The organism is Bacillus sp. UNCCL81 (assembly GCF_900112535.1).
In the GTDB taxonomy this organism is placed as follows: domain Bacteria; phylum Bacillota; class Bacilli; order Bacillales; family Bacillaceae_G; genus Gottfriedia; species Gottfriedia luciferensis_B.
The window spans coordinates 449,414-471,486 of sequence record NZ_FOMF01000002.1 but is presented as its reverse complement, the minus strand read 5'-3'; the positions used below and the strand labels follow the sequence as shown (position 1 = coordinate 471,486).

Annotated in this window: 23 protein-coding genes; 5 read left to right on the top strand and 18 right to left on the bottom strand. The window is 31.3% G+C overall.

Annotation, left to right across the window (positions count from 1 at the left end; genetic code table 11):
* Window positions 1-69: 69 nt before the first annotated feature.
* From BM319_RS02460 to BM319_RS02420, 9 genes are all read right to left on the bottom strand, one after another.
* The gene (locus BM319_RS02460) at window positions 70-1,038 is read right to left on the bottom strand and encodes a PDR/VanB family oxidoreductase (protein ID WP_286143663.1); all 969 of its coding nucleotides are present in this window, start codon (window positions 1,036-1,038) and stop codon (window positions 70-72) included.
* A 6-nt stretch (window positions 1,039-1,044) separates the two neighbouring features.
* Complete coding sequence (locus BM319_RS02455) at window positions 1,045-1,533, bottom strand: dimethylamine monooxygenase subunit DmmA family protein (RefSeq protein WP_069032154.1); 489 nt, start codon at window positions 1,531-1,533, stop codon at window positions 1,045-1,047.
* 6 nt (window positions 1,534-1,539) lie between these two features.
* Window positions 1,540-2,490, bottom strand: coding sequence for a heme-dependent oxidative N-demethylase family protein (locus BM319_RS02450; RefSeq protein ID WP_091021204.1), 951 nt, complete (start codon window positions 2,488-2,490; stop codon window positions 1,540-1,542).
* Between the two features lie 525 nt (window positions 2,491-3,015).
* Window positions 3,016-3,312, bottom strand: a complete 297-nt coding sequence (locus tag BM319_RS02445) for a rhodanese-like domain-containing protein (protein ID WP_069032152.1) — start codon at window positions 3,310-3,312, stop codon at window positions 3,016-3,018.
* Between the two features lie 16 nt (window positions 3,313-3,328).
* The gene (locus tag BM319_RS02440) at window positions 3,329-3,688 is read right to left on the bottom strand and encodes a rhodanese-like domain-containing protein (protein ID WP_069032151.1); all 360 of its coding nucleotides are present in this window, start codon (window positions 3,686-3,688) and stop codon (window positions 3,329-3,331) included.
* Between the two features lie 70 nt (window positions 3,689-3,758).
* Window positions 3,759-4,019 (bottom strand): metal-sensitive transcriptional regulator, encoded by a 261-nt coding sequence (locus tag BM319_RS02435; protein ID WP_069032150.1) that lies wholly within the window; start codon window positions 4,017-4,019, stop codon window positions 3,759-3,761.
* 516 nt (window positions 4,020-4,535) lie between these two features.
* Window positions 4,536-5,072, bottom strand: coding sequence for a signal peptidase I (lepB, locus tag BM319_RS02430; protein ID WP_286143662.1), 537 nt, complete (start codon window positions 5,070-5,072; stop codon window positions 4,536-4,538).
* 144 nt (window positions 5,073-5,216) lie between these two features.
* On the bottom strand, window positions 5,217-6,860 hold the full coding sequence (locus BM319_RS02425) for an AMP-binding protein (RefSeq protein WP_091021202.1): 1,644 nt from the start codon (window positions 6,858-6,860) through the stop codon (window positions 5,217-5,219).
* A 213-nt stretch (window positions 6,861-7,073) separates the two neighbouring features.
* On the bottom strand, window positions 7,074-8,330 hold the full coding sequence (locus BM319_RS02420) for a cation:dicarboxylate symporter family transporter (protein ID WP_069032148.1): 1,257 nt from the start codon (window positions 8,328-8,330) through the stop codon (window positions 7,074-7,076).
* Between the two features lie 642 nt (window positions 8,331-8,972).
* On the opposite strand from BM319_RS02420, the gene zwf reads away from it, so the two are divergent.
* On the top strand, window positions 8,973-10,472 hold the full coding sequence (gene zwf, locus BM319_RS02415; RefSeq protein ID WP_091021201.1) for a glucose-6-phosphate dehydrogenase: 1,500 nt from the start codon (window positions 8,973-8,975) through the stop codon (window positions 10,470-10,472).
* Window positions 10,473-10,555: 83 nt separating this feature from the next.
* Here the strand turns inward: zwf and gnd are convergent, their stop codons facing one another.
* Entirely contained in the window at window positions 10,556-11,962 is a 1,407-nt protein-coding gene (gnd, locus tag BM319_RS02410) for an NADP-dependent phosphogluconate dehydrogenase (RefSeq protein ID WP_069032146.1), read from the bottom strand.
* Between the two features lie 247 nt (window positions 11,963-12,209).
* Between gnd and BM319_RS02405 the strand changes: the two genes are divergently transcribed.
* A complete protein-coding gene (locus BM319_RS02405) occupies window positions 12,210-13,319 on the top strand; it encodes an AbrB family transcriptional regulator (RefSeq protein ID WP_091021200.1) in 1,110 nt (369 codons plus the stop codon).
* Window positions 13,320-13,351: 32 nt separating this feature from the next.
* Here BM319_RS02405 and BM319_RS02400 read toward each other — a convergent pair whose 3' ends face one another.
* On the bottom strand, window positions 13,352-14,098 hold the full coding sequence (locus tag BM319_RS02400) for an SDR family NAD(P)-dependent oxidoreductase (RefSeq protein WP_091021199.1): 747 nt from the start codon (window positions 14,096-14,098) through the stop codon (window positions 13,352-13,354).
* 106 nt (window positions 14,099-14,204) lie between these two features.
* The gene (locus tag BM319_RS02395; protein WP_091021198.1) at window positions 14,205-14,654 is read right to left on the bottom strand and encodes a MarR family winged helix-turn-helix transcriptional regulator; all 450 of its coding nucleotides are present in this window, start codon (window positions 14,652-14,654) and stop codon (window positions 14,205-14,207) included.
* Between the two features lie 942 nt (window positions 14,655-15,596).
* On the opposite strand from BM319_RS02395, the gene BM319_RS02385 reads away from it, so the two are divergent.
* Window positions 15,597-17,144: a bifunctional GNAT family N-acetyltransferase/carbon-nitrogen hydrolase family protein gene (locus tag BM319_RS02385; RefSeq protein ID WP_069032142.1), complete on the top strand. Its 1,548-nt coding sequence runs from the start codon at window positions 15,597-15,599 to the stop codon at window positions 17,142-17,144.
* A gap of 468 nt (window positions 17,145-17,612) precedes the next feature.
* Window positions 17,613-18,392 (top strand): nitroreductase family protein, encoded by a 780-nt coding sequence (locus tag BM319_RS02380; RefSeq protein ID WP_069032141.1) that lies wholly within the window; start codon window positions 17,613-17,615, stop codon window positions 18,390-18,392.
* A gap of 85 nt (window positions 18,393-18,477) precedes the next feature.
* Here BM319_RS02380 and BM319_RS02375 read toward each other — a convergent pair whose 3' ends face one another.
* Both BM319_RS02375 and BM319_RS02370 read right to left on the bottom strand, forming a co-directional pair.
* Window positions 18,478-19,041 (bottom strand): tetratricopeptide repeat protein, encoded by a 564-nt coding sequence (locus BM319_RS02375; protein WP_084006714.1) that lies wholly within the window; start codon window positions 19,039-19,041, stop codon window positions 18,478-18,480.
* 73 nt (window positions 19,042-19,114) lie between these two features.
* Entirely contained in the window at window positions 19,115-19,774 is a 660-nt protein-coding gene (locus BM319_RS02370; protein ID WP_286143661.1) for a class I SAM-dependent methyltransferase, read from the bottom strand.
* Between the two features lie 232 nt (window positions 19,775-20,006).
* Here BM319_RS02370 and BM319_RS02365 point away from each other — a divergent pair, with 232 nt between their 5' ends.
* Window positions 20,007-20,588, top strand: coding sequence for a TetR/AcrR family transcriptional regulator C-terminal domain-containing protein (locus tag BM319_RS02365; RefSeq protein ID WP_091021195.1), 582 nt, complete (start codon window positions 20,007-20,009; stop codon window positions 20,586-20,588).
* A gap of 136 nt (window positions 20,589-20,724) precedes the next feature.
* Here the strand turns inward: BM319_RS02365 and BM319_RS24515 are convergent, their stop codons facing one another.
* The 4 genes from BM319_RS24515 to BM319_RS02355 form a co-directional block, all read right to left on the bottom strand.
* Window positions 20,725-20,868 carry a DUF6440 family protein gene (locus BM319_RS24515; protein WP_175495535.1) on the bottom strand — a complete coding sequence of 48 codons (144 nt, stop codon included), beginning with the start codon at window positions 20,866-20,868 and terminating at the stop codon, window positions 20,725-20,727.
* 82 nt (window positions 20,869-20,950) lie between these two features.
* Window positions 20,951-21,259 (bottom strand): hypothetical protein, encoded by a 309-nt coding sequence (locus BM319_RS02360; protein WP_069032138.1) that lies wholly within the window; start codon window positions 21,257-21,259, stop codon window positions 20,951-20,953.
* Window positions 21,260-21,376: 117 nt separating this feature from the next.
* Window positions 21,377-21,544, bottom strand: a complete 168-nt coding sequence (locus BM319_RS24510) for a hypothetical protein (protein ID WP_175403431.1) — start codon at window positions 21,542-21,544, stop codon at window positions 21,377-21,379.
* A 93-nt stretch (window positions 21,545-21,637) separates the two neighbouring features.
* The gene (locus BM319_RS02355) at window positions 21,638-21,964 is read right to left on the bottom strand and encodes a hypothetical protein (RefSeq protein ID WP_091021194.1); all 327 of its coding nucleotides are present in this window, start codon (window positions 21,962-21,964) and stop codon (window positions 21,638-21,640) included.
* Window positions 21,965-22,073: the final 109 nt, after the last annotated feature.

Below are 22,073 nucleotides of genomic sequence, written 5' to 3'. Positions count from 1 at the left end.
TTACTAAAAATAAAACAGCTAGTCTACCCAATTAAATAGGTAGTCTAGCTGTTTTACTAAAATTGAACGCTATATCTCAAGGATTATTTGATTTGATTTTGCCCTAGAGACACACGTTAAAATCGTTTTATTACTTTTTCTTTGATCCTCATCCAATAAGAAATCGTGATGCTCAATTTGACCATCGATTACATTAACTTCGCATGTCCCACATCTACCAACTCTACAGGAATAGGGTACTTTTAAGCCCTCATCAAGTAAAACATCTAATAAAGTTTTATCGACGGGAACTTGTTTTGTAGTACCATTCGAAAGTACTATCTCAAAAGGTCTAGAGCTAGCCAATAATTGTGGTGTAAAAACCTCAATATGGACACTTGATTTCGGATAGCCAAATGCATAAGCTGATTCATTAAATTGAGAAATGAACCGATTAGGACCACAAAAATATACATGAGTACCGATTGAATGGTCTAAAAGCGTTTCAACTTTTATCCGACTAGAATTAAGCTCTTTCGTAAAGTAAAATGTAGTCTCTTCTTTATAAAATTCATTTAAAAAGTCATAAAATGCACTACTTGATTTTGTTGCCGAAGTATAGTGAAGTTCAAAAGACTTATTTTTACTTTTTAATTCTTTCATCATCGATAAAAATGGCGTTATCCCAATACCCGCTGCATAAAACACATGATGTTTTGCTCTTAAACTTAATGGAAAATGATTTTTTGGATAGCTAATCCGTAATCGATCACCTATTTTAATTCGTTCATGCCAATATTTTGAACCGCCCTTTGATTCCGAACTTAAATGGATGGCGATTTTATAGGTGTTATCAATAAGTGAATGATGAACTAAAGAATAAGGTCTGCAAATAATCTCATTTTCTGTAGCAACATATGTATTAATATGAGAACCTCCACTAAAAGTTGTAAGATTAAATTCATCAATTGGAATAAAACTAAACTCTTTAACCTGTTGTGTTATTTGCTTTATTTCATTAACACGAACTAGTATCGTATTCTCAATCAATCCATTCACTCCCATCTACAATTTAGCGATATTTCCTAAATATGCGTCATAATGAACAGAATAATGGTCAGAAACTGAAAGTAATAAATGACAGTTTTGACATTGAACTTCTTTCCCAATTTCTAAATTTTTTAATTCAGTTAAACTATGACATCGACAACAAAAAACCTTCGAGTTCAATTCACCATAACCAACATATTGTACTTCATCCTCAAAAAATCCAACATCCTCTATAATCGGCCGTAAATTTTTAAGCTCTTCTTTACTAAGTGCTATATATAAATAGCTACCCATTTTCTGACTTTGCAACCAAGTTTTAAGATTATTTTGCAATTGTTCAGGACTTGAATCAAATCCGATGAAGACAAAATCAAAAGAATAATTTTTCTCAAGTAACTTTTCTAAAATTGGCTGGATTAACGCCCTCCCTCTATGATTCGAACAGATTAAGTATTTTCTTTTTCCATCTATAAAACTAGCTTCTTCAACTATTAAATTATTCATCGCATTCTACCCAACTTCATCAAGTTTATTTTTTAAATATGTTATTACTTCTTTTTTATATGAAGAGATTCCTTTATAATCTAAAATGAAATCCGGTAATTCACATAGAATTTTATAAAATTGCTCTAACCATACCTTATTTAAAGTTAATTGCTCTAATGGTAATAAGTGAGTATGAATCGTAAAAAGGAGCCCATTACTAGCAGCCAGCCTAAATAACTTTTGAACTTCAACACGTAAGTGAACAAAACTCCCTACATTATCAGCTGTAACTTTTTGTCTATCTTTCCCCCATAGATCAAATGTTTCTAACGAAGTATCTAATCTTTCCCCTGCCATTAATGACCAATTTTTACGAGTCCAAGGAGCTCCTTGTTCAATATTTTTTAAGAAACGCAGAATTCGATCATCCAATGATTTTTCACTAAACATAGGGATTGGCTGATGAATCTCTTTAAATCTCATCCCTAGTTTAAAAGTAAGTGACCAATTAGAAGGGAAACAAAGATGTCCAGCATCTAAAAATAAATCGCCATCTCGTTGACTCATATAAATTAAATCCTCTTGTACGTGCCTACCTATGAAATTCAAAGGCTTTCCTAAAACAGAAGTTCGATCCCCAAAGCTAAATCGTTCCTCCTCCATCAGAAGCTTATTATAAATAGTCCAATATTCATGCCCCTTATGAACTTCAAAATAGTTTGGATAGTACCTTATTAAATGATCTAAAACTAATTCTACAATTTCCCATTGCCCATCAAAACTAGTAGGAAGTGCCTGATAACAATGGTTAGGTGAATTGTGTAATAAGCTTCTTTTTAATTTTATTTCATTCTCATATTTAGGAGTAATCTCGATGCTTACAGGTGGATCTAATAGAATAGAATTATTAGAGTAACGATAAAACTCCTCTTTAAACGGATACGGAAAGCTTTCTAATTCATTAACTTGATTCATCTGAACACCCTTTTTAGTAGATTAAAAGTAAATCGTTCAAATAAGTTAAACGAGACAAAGGTAAACTTTCTATTAATTACTGTTTTTTGTTACATTAGATTTTAATTAATTATAAGAATATTCTGTTTTTTATGTCAATAGCTAGTCCGATTTATTGTGTATTTTAATAAAAGTTTATGAAAGAATCATATGAGGTACTATAGCATAGCTTTTTCACTTTTTACTTCCTCATGAACCATATATGAGGTACTATATCTCTGCTTTATCTCTTTTTACTTCCTCATGAACACCCTATAAGCTATAAGGTACTAAACCTCAGTGTCTTGCTTTTTAAATACCCATGAACCCTTTATAAGGTACTATTACTCAGTTTCTGGCTATTTTACTTACTAATGAATTCTTATGCATAGATATTTACATCCTTTTTCACTTTCTCCTACAAATAAACCAGTGTTTATTCTGATCTATCCATACATATAAAAAAAATTGCCTATATTCTTTTATAAGCAATTTTGATCAAATCGTTTATTCAATTTCGCCTGTCCAAGCAAGCATACCGCCAGTCATATTCACAACATTAAAACCGTGACTTTCTAAAAACTGTACTGCTCGACTACTTCTGCCACCAGCATGACATACAACGATGTATTCATTATTTTTATCTAGATCTGCCATGCGAAATTCGATTAAACCAAGTGGAATATGCGTCGCACCTGGGATCATTCCGTTAGCTACTTCATCCGCCTCGCGAACATCAATAATATTAAGTGAATTTCCATTCTTTAATAACTCTTCAAGTTTTTCTGCTGTCATTTCTCTCATTATTTATTCTCCTTTATTAAGACCAGGTACTCATTCCGCCTTTTACATTTGTAATATTGGTATAACCCATTTTTTTAAGAACTTTACATGCTTTTTTACTTCTCATTCCACTCTGGCAAATAATAATTGTTTCTTTATCTTTTGATAGATGATTTATATTTTGCTTTAACAAATGCAATGGAATATTTTTGAATTCTTTAATATGTCTGCCTTTATATTCTGCAGAGGTTCTAACATCAATGAATTGTTTTTCCTTACTTTTCAATTCATTTTTTAATTCATTTGTTGATATTTGCTTAACCCCTTTGATTGGAAGAAAAGTTTGTACTAGAAAATAAGCAATTAATACGATGATTAGAATATTTAAAAATTCCATTAAAGTCCTACTTTCAAGAAAATTGATGTTCAGAAATTTTTTGGCCAGTGATCAGTTTTACGAAAGTTTTTTATCTACTTTTTACTAATAAGTTAACTGCTTCTTTAACTAGCTCTTCTGCATTTTCTCCATTTTCATCAGCAAGCCTTACACATTCAATAAGATTCGTACTTACGATTACTCCAATTGTACGATCCATTGCCGCTCTTACTGCTGATAATTGAGTGATAACATCTTTACATCCTTTATCCTCATCCATCATTTTTAAAATGCCTCTAAGCTGCCCTTCAATTCTTTTTACTCTATTTTTTATTTGATCATCATAAGACATAGAAATCTTTCCTTTCTTAGTAAAATTTTTACATTAGTTAATTTGAACTATATACCCAGATAGGTATGAAGTCAATTAAATTGTCGTCCATTTAGATTACTAGAAAAAGAAGATTAAGGGCCTTAAAAACATGAAATTACTTATTTCATAGTCAATTTCCTTTTAAACAGCATAAAAGCCTGGTATCTAGCTAATCCAGGCTTTACTTCATTACATGTTAATTACTAAAAAAGGTATCGTGATGATCGCTACGATCATTAATAACCAATTATTCTTCTTTAATTGAGAAATTTCTTCCTCTAATAACAGCTCTTCACTTTTTTTCATTATATATTCCTACTTTCAGTTTTGATTAATTTATTCTTATATTTAAGATTTATTTCCTTAAATAAAGCTTAAAATACCTGTAAGTATTAATTTTGTTACTTTTTTACTTTATATAATGAAAATGAAAATTTAATGAAAAACCTTTTTTCTAATTCAATGATCCCTATTTAATCCATTTTATTTTTCCATTTATTGCATTATTCTTACTCGATTAAAAGGGAAAAAAACTCCTTCAACTTTACCGACTATTTCAGACTGTTTAATATACCCTAAACCATTTCTGCTATCTTTACTATTTAGTCGATTATCCCCCATGACTAAATAGGACCCGCTAGGTACTTTAACTTGATTAAATTGAAGATATTCTTTGTAGACATTTTTTAAATGGTCATTTAAATAGTTTTCAGATATATGTTTTCCATTAATATATAGGAGTCCATTCGTTAAATTAACGTTGTCACTTGGCAAACCAATGATTCTTTTGACATAATATTTAGGGTCATTTTGTTTTTTTATAATGACAACTTCGCCTCTATTTATTGATGAAATATGAAATGAGGCTTTGTTAACAAACAAATAATCATGATTATGTAGGGTCGGTTGCATCGAAGCACCTTGAACAATAAAGGGTGAAAAAATAAAAATCTTAACAATTAATGCGATTGTAAAAGAATAGACTATTATTTTAAAAGTTTGCCATGAAGATTCCTTTTTTCGTATTTTCAAATTTGTATCCCCTTTAAATTTATTGTCTCCACATTTTACCATAATCCAATTAATTATTTGAATATTCCTTACAAATATTTAATGAAAAAATAGCAAAGCTTTCTATTTCACTTTGCTATTTCTTCAATGATGTAATCAGCTGAATTAAACTTGTTTTGAGGCAGTTTCTACTGCTTGCTCTCTAAGTCGGAATTTCTGTATTTTTCCTGAGGCAGTCATAGGATACTCTTTTACAAATTCTATATATCGAGGAATTTTATGTTTTGAAATTCTTCCCTTACAGTACATTCGGATATCCTCTTGTGTAATTTTAATTCCTTCTTTAAGTATAATCCAAGCCATTACTTCTTCCCCGTACACATGATCAGGTACTCCAACAACTTGAACATCTAACACATCTGGGTGAGTATATAAAAATTCTTCAATTTCACGAGGGTAAATATTTTCCCCACCACGGATAATCATGTCTTTGAGCCTACCTGTAACTTTGCAATAGCCATTCTCATCCATGATCGCTAAATCTCCAGTATGTAACCATCCATCTTCATCAATTGCAGTACGAGTAGCTTCTTCATTTTTGTAGTAGCCTTTCATTACATGATAACCTCTAGTACAAAGTTCACCTTGTACCCCACGTGGTACTTCATTAGAAGTGCCTGGTTCTACTATTTTCACTTCAACATTTGGTAATGCCTTACCAACCGTTTCAACACGTACCTCAATTGGATCATTCGTTCTAGTTTGTGTGATAACTGGAGAAGACTCGGTTTGGCCATATGCAATTGTAATCTCTGTAATTCCCATTTTTTCGATTACTGCCTTCATAACTTCAATTGGACAGTTTGAACCTGCCATAATTCCAGTTCGTAATGTTGATAAATCATATTTAGAAAAATTAGGTTCATTTAATTCCGCGATAAACATTGTAGGAACTCCATGTAATCCAGTACATTTTTCATCTTGTACTGTTTGAAGTACTCTTTTTGGACTAAAGTCTTGAACAGGTACCATCGTTGCTCCAACAGTAACACAAGCCATGGTACCTAAAACACATCCAAAACAATGGAAAAATGGCACGGGTATGCATAAACGATCTGCCTTTGTTAATTCCATACAATTCGCAATATTAAACCCATTATTGACGATATTTGAGTGTGTAAGCATTACACCTTTTGGGAAACCAGTCGTTCCAGATGTATATTGCATGTTGATTACATCATACGGACTCATTGATGCAATTCTCTTATCTAACTCTAAGTCTGATGTATTTTTTGCCATGGAAATAAGCTCTTCCCATGAGAATGTTCCAGGGTATTTTTTCTCACCAAGAACAATTACGTTCCGTAAAAATGGCAGTCGGCTGCTATGAAGTTCTCCAGGAACAGCATCCTTTAATTCTGGTATAATTTCATAAAGCATTTCAATATATGAAGAATCTTTATATTGATCCATTAAAATAATGGTTGTTGAATCAGATTGCTTTAACAAATATTCTAGCTCCGCTGTACGATAATTCGTGTTTACTGTAACAAGAACTCCACCCATTTTACCAGTTGCAAATTGTGAAGTAAGCCATTCTGGTGTATTTGAAGACCATATTGCAATATGATCACCTTTTTGAATTCTAAGACTCATCAAACCTTTTGCTACTTCTCTACAGTGGTTTTCAAATTGTTCGTAATTCATCCTTAAACCTTTATCCGCATAGACAACAGCCTCATGAGTAGGATGTAATTTCGCTTTTTCTTCTAATAGTTTCCCTATCGTAATATCTAGTAAATTTGTCATCTTATCCTCCTTAATTGGTTCCCTTCCAAAAGGACGCGTAATTAGAATTTAAATTAAACACAATTAAGAATATTCTATGTTTTTAGACTTTTTCCTTTAAAAAAACTTCTGTAAAAATAGAAAAGCCACAAGGAATCTCTTTTTCCTTGTGGCTGTTGATTATAGTTAATTTATTTGAGAGTTAAATTTAAAATATCTTTCCTATATTATACGTTACATAGCAACGTTATTATCATTCTTCACCACTTCTGGTTTAAATGCGCGTTCCCATTTAGCAATTACTACTGCTGCTAAAGAGTTACCTACTACGTTTACTGCAGTTCTAGCCATATCTAGAATACGGTCAATACCTGCAATAAATGCTAAACCTTCAACTGGAATTCCAGCTGTACCTAATGTTGCTAATAATACAACAAACGATACGCCTGGTACACCTGCGATCCCTTTTGAAGTGACCATTAGAACTAACATAAGTGAAATTTGATCAGTGATTGATAAATGAATACCATACATTTGGGCGATGAAAATTGCTGCTAATGCCTGATATAAAGTTGATCCATCAAGATTGAATGAATAACCAGTCGGAATAACGAACGAAGAAATTGATCTTGGTACTCCGAATTTTTCTACTTTTTCCATAATTCTAGGTAAAACTGTTTCAGAACTAGCAGTAGAATATGCTAAGATCAGTTCATCTTTAATTAATTTAATGAACTTAAATATATTAACTCCTACCATTTTAGCTACTAAGCCTAATACTACTACGATAAAGAATGCCATTGTAATATAAACAGTTATGACTAATTTTCCTAATGGAATTAAAGATTCTAATCCAAACTTTGATACTGTAACACCGATTAATGCAAAAACACCAAATGGAGCAAATTTCATAATTTGATTTGTAATGTAAAACATTGTATCAGCTGTTCCTTGGAAAAATGCTAATACTGGCTTTCCTCTTTCTCCTACCGCTGTGATCCCAAGACCAAACAGTACTGAGAAAAAGATAATTGCTAACATGTTTCCTTCAACAAAAGCTGAAAAAATATTTGGCGGTACGATATTTACAAATGTATCTGCAAAGCCATGACTTTTCACTTCTTTTGCTGTTTCAACATAAGTATTTATATCAGTTTTGTGAAGAATACTCATATCTACACCAGCGCCTGGTTTAACGATATTCGCTACTAGTAATCCGATTAAAATTGCAACTGTTGTAATAATCTCAAAGTACAGAATCGTTTTTCCGCCTAAACGGCCAAGTTTTTTTGTGTCACCAACACTAGCAACACCCACAATAATACTTGAAACAACGATTGGTATTACAATCATTTTAATCAGACGTAAAAAGATGTCTCCAATTGGTTGTAAATAGTCAGCAACCTTTGGATTTCCATAAAAAATTGCGCCTACAATGATCCCGATAACAAGACCAATTAATATTTGCCAAGCTAAGCCAATTTTTTTCATAATAAAAGTCCCCCTTGTAGTAGAATTTTGCCAAGTTTTTTAATTTACTAAAAATAACAAAACCATTTAAATTTTTTTTAAATGGTTTAAGCACTACTTGGCTTATTAAGATATCGATGGAACTCTCATAAATTACCCATCATTTCCATAATTTACTTTTTGATTATATTCTGAATTTACAATCAAAAAAGGTTATAAAAAACAGTATAACAGAAATCATTACGATTTCAATTTTACTTTATTTTCCAAATGTCTATTAAGGTACATTACAATTCTACTAAAAAACTGAGATTTTGACAAATTCCTCTTACTTTTTTTTAATTATTTTTTAATTTTTAACCAAATAATTACATATAACTATTTAAATTAAGAAAAAACTTGCATTATCCAAATCATTTAAAACCCCTTTGTTTACAAGGAATAAAGAGAAAAAAGTTAAATATTATCAAGACTCTTATTTACGAATCTGTTCGTTTTGTTTATGATATAAGATGAATAATTTGGAAATTTAATTTATTTTTTAATAATTAATGAAAATGCTTTCAAATTTTTTTGAAAGCGATATTACATATTTTGTATAATCAACCTTGATTATTACTAAAATAAGTTAGTAATTTATGTTTAAGAAGTGAGGTAAATTAATTGAAAACTAAAGTAAACCCAAAAGCAGTTATTGTTATTTTCGGAGCAACAGGAGACCTAGCAAAAAGAAAGCTTTTTATTTCAATATATAGATTATTTTTAAGTCAAAAAATTGATGAAGGTTTTGCAGTTGTCGGTGTAGGTAGAAGACCTTGGTCAAATGATGAGTTTCGTGAAACTGTAAAAAAATCAATTCAATCTATTGCTTCAACTGAGACTGAGATTGAAAGCTTCTTATCTCATTTTTATTACCATCAATTTGAAGTATTAGAACCGTCTTCATATATAGAATTAGGAAATTTATTAACAAACTTGGATAATCATTATTTAATTCCTGGTAACCGTGTTTTCTTCCTTGCAATGGCACCTGAATTTTTCGGAACAATTGCTAAACAGTTAAAACAAAATGGATTGGCTGATACAGAAGGTTGGAGTCGAATTGTCATCGAAAAACCTTTTGGACATGATTTACCGAGTGCAATTGAATTGAATGATGAAATTCGTGAAGCATTTTCAGAAAATCAAATCTACCGTATCGATCATTACTTAGGTAAAGAAATGGTTCAAAATATTGAAGTAATCCGTTTTGCAAATGCAATGTTTGAACCACTATGGAATAATCGATTTATTTCAAATATCCAAATTACTTCTAGTGAAATTCTTGGTGTTGAAGACCGTGGAAAATACTATGAGAATTCGGGAGCTTTAAAAGATATGGTTCAGAATCATATGCTTCAAATGGCGGCACTACTTGCTATGGAGCCTCCGATCAAATTAACAACTGAAGAAATTCGTAGTGAAAAAGTTAAAGTATTTAAAGCTCTTCGTAAAATTGATGAAAATGAAGTAAAAGATTACTTTGTTCGCGGACAATATGATGCTGGTGTAATGAATGGTGAAGAAGTTCCAGCATATAGAAACGAAAACAATGTAGCACCTGAGTCTCAAACTGAAACATTTGTAGCGGGCAAACTTTTTATCGATAATTTTAGATGGGCTGGTGTACCATTCTATATTCGAACAGGAAAAAGAATGGCGACAAAATCTACTAAGATTATTGTTCAATTCTCAGATATACCAATGAATCTTTATTACAATACAAAAGAGACTATGTCTCCAAATTTATTAATTATACATATTCAACCAGATGAAGGAATTACATTGCAATTAAATGCAAAAAGATCTGGTTCAGATGAAGGTTACACTAAGCCAATTCAATTAACATTTAATAATAATTGCGTTGATTGTATTAATACACCAGAAGCATACGAGCGATTAATTTATGATTGTATGTTAGGTGATGGAACAAACTTTACTCATTGGGATGAAGTAAAATATTCTTGGAGCTTTGTTGATGTCATCTCAAAAGCTTGGGACAATAATTTAGCACCACTCACAAATTATAGATCTGGTTCAATGGGTCCAAACGAAGCTGATACTTTATTGACAGTTGATGGTCATAAATGGTGGCCTGTTACTGATCGATTAAATGAAAATTAAGAACGATTTATATAAATAAAAAGTTACCTCCTCAAAATATCGAGGGGGTAACTTTTTTATATTTTTAAAAACAAATTTAAAAATTATGTCCACTGAGTATGGAACTTACCTTCTTTATCAATTCGTTCATAAGTATGTGCACCAAAATAGTCTCTTTGTGCTTGAATTAAATTTGCAGGAAGTGTTTCTGTACGATAGCTATCAAAATAAGCTAAAGCAGCAGAGAAACATGGAATTGGTACACCAGCTTCAATCGCTACTACACTAATTTTTCGTAAAGCACCTTGATAACTTTCTACGATTTCTTTGAAATATGGATCAAGTAAAAGGTTCGAAAGATTAGCATCTAAATCGTAAGCTTCTTTAATTTTTTGTAAGAAAGCCGCTCGAATAATACATCCACCTCTGAAAATCATTGCAATATCACCATATTGTAAATCCCAGTTATATTCATCAGATGCAGCTCTTAATTGAGCAAATCCTTGAGCATATGAACAAATTTTACTCATATATAGAGCTTTACGCACGTCTTCAATCAGTTGCTCTTTATCACCATTATATGTACTAGTTGATGGACCTGATAATAATTTACTTGCTCTTACTCTTTCATCCTTCATTGCAGAAATAAAACGTGCAAATACAGACTCAGTAATAATAGAAGTAGGAACGCCTAAATCTAGTGTGCTTTGACTAGTCCATTTTCCAGTACCTTTTTGTCCTGCTTTATCTAAAATAACATCTACAAGTGGTTTACCTGTTTCTTCGTCTGTTTTAGTAAAGATATCCGCTGTAATTTCAATTAAATAGCTATCAAGTTCACCCTTATTCCAATCACTAAATACATGGTGTAATTCGTCTGCAGTTAAGCCAAGTACATTTTTTAATAAAAAGTAAGCTTCTGAGATTAATTGCATATCACCATATTCAATTCCATTATGAACCATTTTTACGTAATGACCAGCACCATCTGGTCCAATATATGTTGTACAAGGTTCATTATTAACTTTTGCAGCAATCGCTTCAAAAATAGGTTTTACTAGTTCAAATGCTTCTTTTTGTCCACCAGGCATAATTGAAGGTCCTTTTAAAGCTCCCTCTTCTCCACCTGAAACACCTGTTCCAATAAAATGAATTCCGCTATCAGATAACATTTTATTTCGTCTTTGAGTGTCTTTATAGTATGTATTTCCACCATCAATTAAAATATCACCCTGATCAAGATGAGGTAATAGCATTTCAATTGTTGAATCAGTTGGGCCACCTGCTTTTACCATTATTAGTATCTTTCTAGGTGTTTCAAGAGAATTTACAAATTCTTCAATTGAAAATGTTCCAACTACATTTTTACCTTCTGCTTCTTTTAAAAATTCTTCTGTTTTTTCTACTGATCGGTTATAAACAGAAATTGAGAAACCTCTACTTTCAATATTTAAAGCTAGGTTTTTTCCCATTACTGCTAAACCAATTACGCCTATTTGTTGTTTAGCCAATTCAATTAGTCCTTTCTAATTAAAATTTGCAAGGGTTTTCAAATTAAAAATTGTAAACTATTTACTATCTTTAATATATCCGCTGATTAGTTTCGCTATCCTGTTAAATATTCTAAAAACTAACCGAGCAAAATCCTTGCATACCATAAACTTAATGTCAATAATGATATTAACATAACAAGCGCGATGAATAAATGTAAACATGATCTATACATTAAAATTTTATAATTTGAAAAGAAGTGAAACGATGGTAATAAAATACAACGATAACAAATGGATTCAACTTTTATTTACTTTCATTATTGCAATTATTGGTGGATTTTTATTTCAATTGATTAAACTACCAATCCCATGGCTACTTGGACCAATGTTTTTTGTACTTATACTTTCTAAATTTAAAGGGATAAAATTGCATTGGCCAAGTAAAATTCGAGATACAGCCATGATCATAATCGGCTACACAATTGGGCTATCATTTACATCTTCTACGTTTATTCAAATCGGACATCAATTATCTTCTATGATATTGATGACCTTTCTACTCATCCTTTTTACAATAATCATTTCGATCGTAATCTCTAAAGTATTTAAAATACATTTTCCAACAGTTTTATTAGGTAGTATTCCTGGTGGTCTAAGTCAAATGATTACTCTTGCAGAAGAGATTAAAGATATTGACTTTACAATTGTCACTTTCTTACAAATTTCCAGGCTTATGATGATTATTTTTATGGTTCCATTATTAATCTTCAGTCCATTTTTTAATGTACATAAAAGTTCGATCTCAGAAGCCATTCACCACTCATCAGCAAGCTGGCATGGCTTATTTCCAAACATCATTATTTTTGCTATTTTCTGTACACTACTTGGAGTTTTAGGTAAGAAAATAAATTTTCCTACTGCATTGCTATTAGGACCAATGATCGCTACCATTATCCTTAATTTATCTGGATTACATGGACCTGCATTACCATCTGTGATTTTAGATTGCTCTCAGCTAATGATGGGAAGTTATATCGGCTTATTATTGAAACCAGAAAACTTAACTAACAAATTAAAAATAGTTTTAGTTTCAGTCTTAAGTGGAGTCGTTTTATTAACATTTTCGCTTTTATCTAGTATATTTTTAACACATATTCACACGATTGATCATATTAGTGCCTTACTAAGTTTAGCCCCTGGTGGAATGGATCAAATGGCATTAATTGCAAAAGAAGTAGACGCAGACATAACTGTCATTATGTGTTATCAACTATTTAGAACACTATTCATATTTATTGTTGTACCATATTTATTAAGATATATTTTTAGAACAAGGATACAAGAAAGTAAGGTAAAACGAATAAGTAACGAATAAAAAAAGCAAGGAAATTTAATTTCCTTGCTTTTCTACTCTTCATAGATCATCTTTCTAGTCATGCCACCATCAATGATGATATTTTGACCATTGATAAAGTTATTTTCTGGATCAGCTAAATAAATACAAGCTTTAGCAATATCTTCAGGCTTGCCTACTCGATTCGACCAATGTTGAAGATGATCAGTTTCTTTTAATTCTTCATTCTGATCAACTTGAATCCATCCTGGACTAATACAGTTTACTGTTATACCATTTGGCTGAAGCGATGCTGCTAATGAATGGGTAATTGATACAATTCCACCCTTTGATGCTGCATAAGCTTCTGAATTTGGTTCCGACATAATCGCTCTCGTTGATGCCATATTTATTATTCTTCCACCATTTTTCATCACTTTAACAGCTTCTCTTGATGAAATAAAAACGCTTCTCAAATTAGTATTCATTACATGATCCCATTCATCTGTTGTTAAACTTAAAAATGGCTTAAAAGAGGAAATTCCTGCATTATTAACTAAAATATCAAGTTTACCAATTTTATCAATGACATTGCGAATAAGATTTATGATGTCTTCCTCTTTACTAACATCAGTCTTAAGGAATATTGCTCTGCCTCCATTTTCTTCAATTTTCTGTACAACTCTATTACCTTTTTGTTCATTCACATCAGCTATAAAAACAATTGCACCTAATTTTCCAAATGCAAGTGCAATACCCTCTCCAATTCCATTCGCACCACCTGTAATAATAATTGATTTCCCTTCAAACTTTACTTCCATCTATTTATCCCTCTTCTTACAATTAGTCTATTAATATTATTTCCACTCTAAAAAAAAAGCCGTCAACCGACAGCTTTTAATCCAATTTAGTTCGAATTAATTTATCTCAACATTGAGGTTGATTGTTGCTTAATCCGATCTTTTTTAATAAATAGATTAACATATCTTTTTCCACTGAATTTAATTGAGAAAATAAGTTATGAATCATTTCACTATGAGCTGGAAAAATGCAACTAATTACACTTCTCCCCTCTTCAGTCAAAGCAGCATAAATGACTCGTCGATCTTTTGGACAATGAATCCGTTTAATATATCGTCTTGCCTCTAATTTATCTAAAACATACGTCATATTTCCACTTGAGATTAATATCCTTTTTCCAATTTGTTGAATTGGCTGATCTCCTTTATGATAAAGCAATTCTAAGACTGCAAACTCAGTTAAATTCAAACCAAAACATTTAATATTATTAATAGAAGCATCAGTCAAAAATCGATTTGCTTTACAAATTTCAGAATATAACTGGAGCGAATTAGTTGAAATTTCATTTTGATTCAATTCATATCAACCCCTTTCAACTATCTTGAATTAAAGATAATTTTAAAGCATTTTTTGTATGTAGTCAATGTCCTACGATTAGTTAAATAGTGAAATGAAGTTAATGTAGGTTATTTAGTTTACATAATAATATTATTGATTTTTATTATTTACGTATGAACTTTTTATGGGTTAGATATTTTCAGATTTTTGCTGTTTTACTTCCTCATGAACCTCTTATGAGTAACTATATCCCAGATTCATGCTGTTTTATTTACTCATGAACCTCTCATGAGTAACTATTTTTCACATTTTTGCTGTTTTACTTCCTCATGAACCTCTCATGAGTAACTATATTCTAGATTTTTGCTGTTTTACTTCCTCATGAAGCTCTCATGAGTAACTATATTCTAGATTTTTGCTGTTTTACTTCCTCATGAACCTCTCATGAGTAACTATATTCTAGATTTTTGCTGTTTTACTTCCTCATGAACCTCTCATGAGTAACTATTTTTCACATTTTTGCTGTTTTACTTCCTCATGAACCTCTTATGAGTAACTATATTCCAGATTCATGCTGTTTTATTTACTCATGAACCTCTCATGAGTAACTATTTTTCACATTTTTGCTGTTTTACTTCCTCATGAACCTCTTATGAGTAACTATATTCCAGATTCATGCTGTTTTATTTACTCATGAACCTCTCATGAGTAACTATTTTTCACATTTTTGCTGTTTTACTTCCTCATGACCCCTTATGAGTAACAATTTTTCACATTTTTGCTCTTTTACTTCCTCATGAACCCCTAACATTAAATCAGTTGTATTTAAAAATAAAACCTCTTCTCTTTTTAAGATCATATTGAAAAGGTAAATTGTGGGTATCCTAACTGTGAGAATCGAAATGCTATAGACCATATGGCCCCTTAGCATCGAGACATTTATATTTAGGACGTGAGATTATGTCAGAGACAGATATGTCAAAATATGAGAAGAAAATTGAAGTTCGAAATATACGTATGGAAGATATAAGTGAAATTATGAAGTTATCAAATCGTTGTTTTCCTGGTATGGAAGGATGGAAACGTGAACAATTAGAAAGTCATATTCGCATTTTTCCAGAAGGCCAGTTTTGTGTAGAATATGAAGATAAAATTATTGGTTCTTGTTCAAGTTTAATGGTTGACTTCGACGAATATGACGATCAGCACACTTGGAATGTCATAACTGATAATGGTTATATTACAAATCATGATCCGAATGGATTTAATTTGTATGGTATTGAAGTTATGGTTGATCCAGAATACCGTCGTATGAAAATTGGTCATCGTCTTTACGAAGCGCGAAAGGAATTAGCTCGACAATTAAATCTTCAAAGCATTATCATTGGTGGTCGAATCCCAAATTATCATAAACATAGAGATGAAATGTCACCACGTGAGTATGTAGCTGCAGTAGAAAAACACAGTATATATGACCCCGTTTTATCATTTCAATTAATGGAAGGTTTTACTATTAAACGTATTAATACTCGTTACCTACCGGATGATAAAGCATCAGATTCATTTGCCACTTTGATGGAATGGAGTAATATTGACTATCTTCCAAAATCTAAACGTGTTTATCGTGCTTCATTTCCGGTTAGAATTTGCGCAATACAATACATGATGAAAAAAATCGATTCATTCTCTGATTTTACGAAGCAAATCGAGTATTATGTTGATGTCGCCGCCGACTTCGGTTCAGATTTTGCTGTTTTCCCAGAGTTGTTTACAACACAATTGATGTCTTTTCTGGAAGAAAAACGTCCTGATCAGGCTGTTCGTAGGCTTGCAACTTATACTGAGCAATATATCGAACTGTTTACAGAACTTGCTGTACGCTACAATGTCAATATTGTTGGGGGATCTCACTTCGTTGAAGAAGACGGTAATATCTACAATGTTGCTTATCTATTTAGACGTGATGGTACGATTGAAAAGCAATTAAAAATTCATGCAACTCCTAATGAGCGAAAATGGTGGGGAATTTCAGAAGGAAACGAAATCCATGTTTTTGATACCGATTGTGGAAAAATCGCTATCCAAATATGCTACGATATCGAGTTTCCAGAACTTGCTCGTATTGCAGTCGATCAAGGTGCAAATATCATTTTCGTTCCATTTTGTACCGATGATCGCCAAGGTTATCTCCGTGTTCGATATTGTGCTCAAGCAAGAGCGATTGAGAACCAAGTATATACTTGTATCGCAGGAACAGTTGGGAACTTAACACATGTACAGAACATGGACATTCAATATGCACAATCTGGTATTTTCTCCCCTTCTGATTTTGGCTTCGCAAGAGATGGCATTGTTGGTGAATGTGATGCAAATGTTGATACTGTCGTAGTCGGAGATGTTGACCTTGAAAAATTAAGACGTTCACGAAATACGGGATCAGTCCGTCAATTACGTGATCGACGTCGTGATTTATATCGAATTGAATTTAAGAATTTAAAGTTAGAATAAAAAACTTGATTGATAAAAAAGTTGAGAAAATAAGTTCAGTATAAAATAGTATGCTGAGCTTACTTTCTTTTTTATATTCAATTTATTTCCTTAGCTTCCTAATCATATAGGCACATCTATTACTAGTTTCTACCAATTTTTCTAAAGTCATATCGTTTATATTTTAATTAATCAATTTACTCATTAATTTAATAAATCATTCTATTAACCCTTAATCTACTTAGCAATATTTTTTGACATATTTAGACATTGTCCCAAACCTCTACTATTCTAAAAAAATGTTAAACTGAGTAATTTTTACTAAAAATTTTTAAAAAGCACAAATTTATGTACGGTAGCGTTTTTTTATGATATGTTTACTTTATAATTTGATTATTCAGAAATAATTACAAATTCATATTATTTGTCGAAACTTTGTATATTTTTATTATTTCTAATGAAATCTTTTTAATATGAGGAGTGAAAGCTTTGGAATTTACCGATGTACTACATGGGCACAGATCAATACGAGAATATGAAGATAAGGAAGTAAGCCAAGAACTGTTAGATCAAATATTAGATGCAGGAATTCGTGCGTCTTCAAGTGGCAATATGCAATCTTATTCGATTATTGTTACAAAAGACAAGGAAATTAGAAAGAAATTATATTCTGCTCATATGGAGCAATCAATGGTTATTGATGCACCTATACTTTTAACTTTTTGTGTGGATTTTAATCGAATGAGAAAATGGCTTACGCTTAATGATGCACCTGTACATTTTGATAATTTCATGAGCTTTATGATTGGTGCCATTGATGCTACATTGGCATCTCAAAACTGTGCATTAGCAGCAGAGAATGCTGGTCTTGGTTTATGTTATATGGGCTCTACACTTGCAAATTGCAATCAAATTGGAGAAATACTTAACTTACCACCAAATGTAGTACCAGTTGTAGGATATTCATTAGGCTATCCTAAAGAAAATCCAGCTTTACGTGACCGCCTTCCAAGACAAGGTCTAGTACATTATGAACAATATAATGATTATTCAGATGAAGATATTCTTGAAATCTATAAAGAAAGAAATGAAAAAGGCTGGCAACGTTACATGGACGTTCCAAAGCTTAAAGAAATGACAGAACGACTAGGATTAAAGAACTTAGCACAAATTTATACGATTGCAAAGTATACACAAGAATCTCATCATGAATATTCTCAAACAGTTCTAGAATATTTAGAGAAACAAAATTTTATGAATAATAAATGATAAGTAATATTAAAAAAGTCGATTTCCACCTAAGGAATCGACTTTTTATAATTTTCTCTATTAAAATGGAATTCTACTAGTAAAATTAAGTTAATAATTGATCCATTATAGGCTGCAACCTTTTGAATTTTTTATTGTAAGATTGTCTTTCTAACAATTCTTCTACTAATTTTATTGCATCTTCTTTTCGATTTGCTTTTACGTAGCAATCAATCATTACTTTATATTGCTCATCGTAAGGTATTTTTTCTAGTTTAACTAGCTCAAAAGCTTTATCGAAACTGTTGGTAGCATTTTCATAATCTTTTAAATAAGAATATGTTCCACCATTACCAACATATAATTCTGCACGTTGTAAATCAGATAGTGAGTGCAAATTCAGAGCTTCTTCTCTTATTTGGAGAGCTTTTTCATATTCTTTTCTGTCATCACAATTTAAAGCCTCGTTATGGAAATGCTTAAATTTTGTTAAGCTTTTTCTAGACTTTTTTGTTTTTAATAAAATCAAAATAATAAATAAATCGATGAAGATTGAAATAGTATCAAAACCTAGAGTTTGCGTTTTATTCTCTCCCCAAGCCTTATATACTAAATGAATGAGATCCCATGTAAGCTTAAAATACAAAATATAAAGAAGATATTTTCTCAAACCGATTCCAACTTTCTAAGATACTATCTGTTTATTATATCAATCTAGAATTTAAATGGGTAAATAAACCTGATCATTTAGAAAGATATACATATAAGCTAATATCCTCTTGCTTAATGTGATAATTCTTAAATTCAGTTTCATTTAAAAACATCTCAAAATTTTCTTTTGTATACGCACCTTTTTTCAAGAAAGTTTTAAATGCAAATTTTACAAAATACTTATCAAACCCCTTCATTCCAGTTTTTCTAATTTCACCTTCAATATCTTGAGCAGTTGCGTTAAAATTCATATCAATTATAAGTGACGTACCACCTGGCTTTAATACCCTGTACATTTCTTTAAGTGCCTTTAATGGATCCATAAAATTCTTAAATGCTGCACTGCAAACAATAAAATCAAATGTGTTATCTTCACATGGTAGATTTGATGCATTACCTTCTTTAAAATCTACTAAAACATTTGCTTCCTTTGCATTATTTTTTTCAATGTTAACAAAATCTGGACTTAACTCTACTCCTGTTACATCAAAACCCATTTTTGCAAGCTCAATAGATAGATATCCTGGTCCAGGAGCTACTTCTAAAATCCTAGCACCTTCATGAACTAACGATTTAATTTCGGTTGCATATTCTTGCATTTGTGCTAGACGACTTTTTCGAGAATTTTTATCATACCATTTTGCTGTAAAGCCATAAATACCAACATCTTTTTTCTTGCGCATATTTTTCATCATCATATCCACCCTATCTCTTTTTAATGTTATCAATCATTGTTCACAGATCTTATTATTTAAATTTATTTGATTTAGCAAATAGGTAATTTGTTTGAGCTTTAAAGTAGTTACTATTTCTAGTACAATAAGAGAACAAATACGTCTAACAACGTTAGTTATCTAACATCGTTAGATTAACATCTAACACTGTTAGAGTCAATGACAATTATTAAATTTTTGGAGAGAATTTATGGCGATAACAAAAGAAGCAATTGTAAAAGCATCACTTGATATTTTGAATCGTGACGGAATAAGTAATTTATCGATGCGCACTTTGGCAAAGGAACTTGAGATCAAAGCCGCGTCCCTATATTGGCATATTAAAGATAAACAGGCTTTATATGATTTAATTGCTGAGCACCTAAATAATGAAATTGTCCTTCCTGAAGAATTAGATGATGCAAAAGAAGCTTTAACAGCTCTTGCATTTGAAGTACGTAGAGTTTTATTAAAGACACGAGATGCAGTAGAAGTTTTTGCGCAATCAATGCCAACTACACCGAGTAGATTAAAAGCAGTCAAATTCACTTTAGAAAATTTGACTAAATATGGTGTATCTGATAAAAACTGTTTAATTGCTGGTAACCTTTTTAACAATTATGTTTTGTCATTTATAGCAGATGAACATCGTGCAAAACAGTTTACATACACTCCAGAGGAAGTAACTGCATTTACATCATTTTTTGGTGAACAGTATCATTATAGTTTTGATTTTGAAGAACAATTTCTATATGGATTAAGGGTAATATTTGCTGGATTGCATATTGAATAACAAAAAGAGTCACATCATCCTTTTGATGTGACTTTTTGAAATCAAATTTTAATACGTTAAATTTCTTTGTAAACGTTGGTCTATAAACTAATATGTACATGTTTAAAACGAAATAGAGCTGAATCCTAATCAGCTCCTATTCCTTTTCATTCTTTTCTTTTATGACTGGTTTCCCGTCCTTATCCAAAAATGGAGTAAGTCCTCCAGCATAGCCATGCCAACTAAATAAATAATGTATTTCTGTCTCTTTATCTTCTATTATTTTTACGCCAGACGTCATTTTACCTTCTTAATAAGTTACATTAAATCTATTATCTGGATCTTTTTTTTAGACATATGTATTCCTCTTAACATTCGTTTAATTATTCATTAAAATCCAACCGTACTGTCTCAATACCATCAACTATATCCTCTAATTCAGTTAGGAAATTTAATTGTACTGGACCTGGAATTTGCTCCATCCACTTTTTAACTTCAGGTAACTCCTCAGCATCTTCTATATTTGTAGGTTTTGGATCAAGCGTTTCCCACCATTTCTTCACTTCATCAATAAATTCATAGAAGTAGCGTTCGAATCGTTCTGCCCATTCTGCTCCTTCATCATCAGTCGTTTTTTGCATCATACTCCAAGCTTCCATTGCTGTTTCAAAGTATTCATCAATCTTTTTCATGGTATTTTCCTTTCTTGGTAAAGTACTACTTTTTCTTTTATATTAACTTTTTCAAGCTTCTACGTCATTTGGAAATTAGTACAATTATTTTTCAATTAATTCAACCGCACCCATGATTTAAAATCTTGGTCGATCATTGTTATGTGTCTGTCTCGTAATTTCTTCATGCAATTTTTGACTTTCCGTTTTATCAGGTGCTTTTGTTCCAAATTTTTTTTGCATAAAAAAACCAAATGCAATGGCAACAACAAAAAATCCCCAAAATAGATAGCCAAATAGTGTCAATTCAATCACTCCTAGATTCAATTGTATAGACAAAATAAAAATCGACTAATCGTCGATCTTGTTGTTTTCTAAGTAACTGCTATATTAACTTTTTTACAACCTATGAATTACTTCATTTATGCCAGGTATTAATATCATAATGATTGAGCAAGAAATTAACAGTTTTGTGACTATTTTAGTTAATTTCTCCCTTCCTTTTCCATTATACCATCCACTGAATTGTAATTTATTTCGATAGATGACAAAAATTAAAACAAGTATACCAAAATAACACCACCATCCAGTATGAGTAAGATTTACACCAATTTCATTATATGTTTTTGATACAACAGTTGAAAATAAAGCACCTAGTAACCCGAAAATCGCTATTATTCTAATCACTTCTAGAAATAGTTCAAGTGAAACGGATAATGCCTTCATTTAATGCCTCCTAAAATCTTTAATCTTATTTTAACTTGATCCTATGTATTTATTATTCGGTATTTGGTATTTTTCCCCTTTTTTAATTTTACAAACTTAATAAATAACT

Bases quoted from the DNA above. Each gene is read 5' to 3' on its own strand.
- BM319_RS02455 (WP_069032154.1), bottom strand. From the start codon at position 1,533: ATGAATAATTTAATAGTTGAAGAAGCTAGTTTTATAGATGGAAAAAGA.
- BM319_RS02450 (WP_091021204.1), bottom strand. From the start codon at position 2,490: ATGAATCAAGTTAATGAATTAGAAAGCTTTCCGTATCCGTTTAAAGAG.
- BM319_RS02445 (WP_069032152.1), bottom strand. From the start codon at position 3,312: ATGAGAGAAATGACAGCAGAAAAACTTGAAGAGTTATTAAAGAATGGA.
- BM319_RS02440 (WP_069032151.1), bottom strand. From the start codon at position 3,688: ATGGAATTTTTAAATATTCTAATCATCGTATTAATTGCTTATTTTCTA.
- BM319_RS02435 (WP_069032150.1), bottom strand. From the start codon at position 4,019: ATGTCTTATGATGATCAAATAAAAAATAGAGTAAAAAGAATTGAAGGG.
- BM319_RS02425 (WP_091021202.1), bottom strand. From the start codon at position 6,860: ATGACAAATTTACTAGATATTACGATAGGGAAACTATTAGAAGAAAAA.
- BM319_RS02420 (WP_069032148.1), bottom strand. From the start codon at position 8,330: ATGAAAAAAATTGGCTTAGCTTGGCAAATATTAATTGGTCTTGTTATC.
- BM319_RS02405 (WP_091021200.1), top strand. From the start codon at position 12,210: ATGGTAATAAAATACAACGATAACAAATGGATTCAACTTTTATTTACT.
- BM319_RS02400 (WP_091021199.1), bottom strand. From the start codon at position 14,098: ATGGAAGTAAAGTTTGAAGGGAAATCAATTATTATTACAGGTGGTGCG.
- BM319_RS02385 (WP_069032142.1), top strand. From the start codon at position 15,597: ATGTCAGAGACAGATATGTCAAAATATGAGAAGAAAATTGAAGTTCGA.
- BM319_RS02370 (WP_286143661.1), bottom strand. From the start codon at position 19,774: ATGAAAAATATGCGCAAGAAAAAAGATGTTGGTATTTATGGCTTTACA.
- BM319_RS02365 (WP_091021195.1), top strand. From the start codon at position 20,007: ATGGCGATAACAAAAGAAGCAATTGTAAAAGCATCACTTGATATTTTG.
- BM319_RS24515 (WP_175495535.1), bottom strand. From the start codon at position 20,868: ATGACGTCTGGCGTAAAAATAATAGAAGATAAAGAGACAGAAATACAT.
- BM319_RS02360 (WP_069032138.1), bottom strand. From the start codon at position 21,259: ATGAAAAAGATTGATGAATACTTTGAAACAGCAATGGAAGCTTGGAGT.
- BM319_RS02355 (WP_091021194.1), bottom strand. From the start codon at position 21,964: ATGAAGGCATTATCCGTTTCACTTGAACTATTTCTAGAAGTGATTAGA.